This is a genomic window from Zavarzinella formosa DSM 19928 (assembly GCF_000255705.1).
In the GTDB taxonomy this organism is placed as follows: Bacteria; Planctomycetota; Planctomycetia; order Gemmatales; family Gemmataceae; genus Zavarzinella; species Zavarzinella formosa.
This window is the reverse complement of the sequence record NZ_JH636447.1, coordinates 166725-170203: the sequence shown is the minus strand read 5'-3', so window position 1 is coordinate 170203 and position 3479 is coordinate 166725. Positions and strand designations below refer to the sequence as shown.

Below are 3479 nucleotides of genomic sequence, written 5' to 3'. Positions count from 1 at the left end.
ATTGGATGATGCCATGCGGGGAACCTAGCGTGGGCGCGGGGATACCTCTAACATAATCCGGCCGGTATAAAACGACCTTGTCTCCCTCGTTTGAAAGCCCTCGGATGCCCGACTCCGAATCAGCCACCTCGGCAACCTTGCTCGCCCGCCTGCGGGCCGACGACCAGACAGCCTGGAGCCGGCTGGTTCGGCTGTATGGCCCGCTGATCCGGTTCTGGGCCGGCCGACAGGGGGTGAGCGGCGCGGATGCCGACGATGTCACCCAAGAGGTGTTCCGGGCCGTGGCGGCCGGGCTGGCCAATTTTCGCCGGGACCGCCCCGGCGACACCTTCCGTGGCTGGCTGAGGGGTATCACCCGGTTCGTGCTGCTCCGGCACGCCGAACAAGCCGCCAAAAACCCCTTGGCGGCGGGGGGCACGGCCGCTTTGCAGGGAATGCAATCGGTCCCGGACGCGGCCGACAACGACCAAGACGACCCTCCGGAAGAGGTCGGCGCCCTGTTTCGACGCGGGTTGGAACTGGTCAAAGGCGAATTCGAGCCGAAAACTTGGCAGGTGTTCTGGGAACACACGGTCGAGGGCCGTTCGGTGGCCGATGTGGCGGCGGCCCACGGCCTCAGCCCGGCGGCGGTCCGGCAGGCCAAATACCGAGTGTTGCAGCGGTTGCGGACGGAGTTTGGGGGGTTGGTCGAATAATTTAAAAAAGTCGTGTTATGCCCCGCGGATTGATTGGCAGCCGGGAAATGATCCCGGCCCACCAATCACCGGGCCGCCCAGTCGGCCCTTCGCGGAGGCCGATCATGTCCAACAGACTCGTTTCATTGTTTTCTTCCAAAAACCGCCCGGCTCGTCGCCCGGCCGCCACTCAAGCCCGGCTGAATGTGGAAGGGCTCGATGAGCGCAGTCTGTTGTCGGTTTCATCCGCCGTCGTGACCAATGGCGTGCTGACTATTGCCTGTGACAATTACGCCACGACCGCAACGGTGGCGAACAAAGGCAATGATGTGGTGGTGACCGACACCTTCACCGGCGGCCGGACGATTTTGGACGTGCCGGCCAGTCAGGTGAACAAGATCGTGTACACCGGCGGGACAAACCCGGACAGATGGTATTACTTCACCAATTCGACCAATATTGCCACCGACTACAAGCTTCAGAACGCCAAAGGCTTTGATGTGGTTAACGGCGGGTCGGGGGCGAGTAATTTCTACGCCGGCCCCCAGTCGTCGTTCTTTTACGGCGGCAACGGGGTCAACAATTTCTACGACAACACGGCCACGGAGTGCCAATACTACGCCGGCAACGTCGGCAGCGTCAATGTTTTGCACCGGGCCGGCGCCCGCACCACCAATCTGCCCGTCTCAATGTTCGACCCCCTCTCGGGGACAAGCGGGCAGAAACTGACAATCGGACTGGACCCCAACGCCTACAAATACGACTTGAACCAAGGGGGCGACATGACGGCCTCCCTTGAGAACAAGACTGATCTGACGCTCACCGGCCCGACCGGCGCCGGGTTCAAACTCCGGGGCAATTGGACGGACACGCTCAGCAACCTCGGCAACGGCCAATATTCACACACGTTCAAGTCGTCCGGAGCCGTCACTTTGGTGACCGGCTCGGTGCTGTCCAACTTCCAGATCAACCCCGGCTCCAACAGCATCACGATCACCACCAAGGCGGGCCGGCAGGCGGATTCGTTCGGTGTGTTTGACAAATTCTCCATGAACGTCGGGAGCTTCAACCTGCCGACGAGCACTCTGACCGACAAACTGAACGACTTGGGAATTTCCGCCAACCTGCCCCAAGCCTCGTGGGGTATCGCCTTGGGCGAAGACATCACCGGCAACGGCCAGGCGCTCGCCGGGGCGCCGTTGAACGACGGGGTGCCTTACCTGTACGCTTCGCTTGGCTCGACCGACGGATCGGCCGCGTCGATCAGTTTCGGCAACACCAGCGCGTCGGTCGGCAAGCTGGGCGGGGCGCAAGTGGCCTTCGACCCGGCCGACCCGTTCTTGTACGCCCGAGTGGCCACCGGCAGCAGCGCCGGGACATGGGCGGCCGGGTATTCCGTCCACGGCGACATTCCCTTCACCCCGGAAAAATGGCCGGACGCTTTGGAAGACCGGAATACGATTCGCGGCAACGTCTACCTGAGCGGCCGGGACATCTCGCTCGGCAGCCTGCCGGCCTCGGTGTCCGGCGAAATGGTGATCGACTTGGACGCCAACGACGACGGAACAATGGCCGGCGGCAAGCTGAAGGACATGCTCTCCACCCCGATGAGTTCGACCGCGGCGGCGCTGAAGGACATGGCGGTGGGCGTGAACGGCGAAATCTCCCTGGGCTACAACCTGGGCGGGGTGAACCTTTCCGTCAAGGCCGGTTCGGGCACGCTGATGTACCAACCCGGAATGCTGGCGGTGGCGGCGGGAAGCGACAACCCGTTCGCGGGCACCCCGCTGGAAAAATTCGCTCCCAAGACCGGGGAAATCGAAATTGACGGGCTGATCACGTGGGGCAAATACGGCACGCCGCACTGGAACCTCACCGGCACGATGACCAACCGGGCCACCGGCGGGTTCTTCGGTTCGCAGATGGTGTACTCCATCAATGATTACACCATCTCGGCCCATAGCTCGTACTATGCCGACCTGTACGTGGCCAGCGCCAACATGACCACCGATTTGTCACTGGGTTATGACGCCAGCACGCACGGATTCTTCGTCAACGCCTCGATGCACGGGTATGTGCAGTTCGGGACCAGCGGCTACAACCTGTACGGCGACGTGGACGCCTCGTTCAAGATGAGCTACGCGTCGGGCAACCTCACATTCGACGGTTCGGCGAGTATTTCCGGCGGTGCCACCTTCGCCGGTTCGAAGGTCTTCAGCATCGGCGTGTCGGCTAGGGTGAACAACAGCGGATTTTCTTTGAGCCTGCCCTTCGACAAAGAGCTGAAACTGAGCTGGTAATCAATCAGATTGCCGGGCCGGCCAATGGCGACCCGCCATTTTCACAAACCTTGCCCGGCCGCCTGAAACGGTTGGGGTTTTCCTAGTGCAAATTCAACAAGCATCTTGTGTGGGATTCCCAAGAGCCCCACTGCGTCAGCGGCAGTCGTGTGAAGATCTTTGGAAATCGTAACGTCTGATGAGAGCGGGAGTTATTATTCGCGTTGAGGCGGTTTTGAGCAGGAGACGTGGATGGAAACCCAAGAGATGCCGTTTGAGGCGAGTGTTTTAATGCGTCTCCCGCTGGCGGAGGCGACGCTTCGGTTGATGCGGCATGTGCTCGATCCGGCCGAACTGGACCGGTTGTACGACGAGTTTCGGGGAGGGTGTTACCAACGTCAACTGACGTTTTCCCAAATGGTTCAACTCATCGCCGATTGCCTGCTCGGGCCGGCGGAAAGCGCCCGGGAGCGGCTGTTGGAGGCGGACGAACAGGACGAACTCCCGGCCACGACCCGGGCTTTTT

Annotated in this window: 2 protein-coding genes and 1 pseudogene; all 3 read left to right on the top strand. The window is 61.4% G+C overall.

The genetic code is table 11. The annotated features are described in order from the left end of the window. Window positions 1-104 precede the first annotated feature (104 nt). Window positions 105-695 (top strand): RNA polymerase sigma factor, encoded by a 591-nt coding sequence (locus BGIM_RS0137425; protein ID WP_020474735.1) that lies wholly within the window; start codon window positions 105-107, stop codon window positions 693-695. A gap of 104 nt (window positions 696-799) precedes the next feature. After that, window positions 800-2974 carry a hypothetical protein gene (locus BGIM_RS0137420; protein ID WP_020474734.1) on the top strand — a complete coding sequence of 725 codons (2175 nt, stop codon included), beginning with the start codon at window positions 800-802 and terminating at the stop codon, window positions 2972-2974. A 231-nt stretch (window positions 2975-3205) separates the two neighbouring features. Next, a pseudogene (locus BGIM_RS65225) lies at window positions 3206-3479 on the top strand (hypothetical protein); the annotation flags it as partial.

What these genes read in the sequence shown, in the direction of transcription:
- BGIM_RS0137425 (WP_020474735.1), top strand. Translation starts at nt 105, where the DNA reads ATGCCCGACTCCGAATCAGCCACCTCGGCAACCTTGCTCGCCCGCCTG.
- BGIM_RS0137420 (WP_020474734.1), top strand. Translation starts at nt 800, where the DNA reads ATGTCCAACAGACTCGTTTCATTGTTTTCTTCCAAAAACCGCCCGGCT.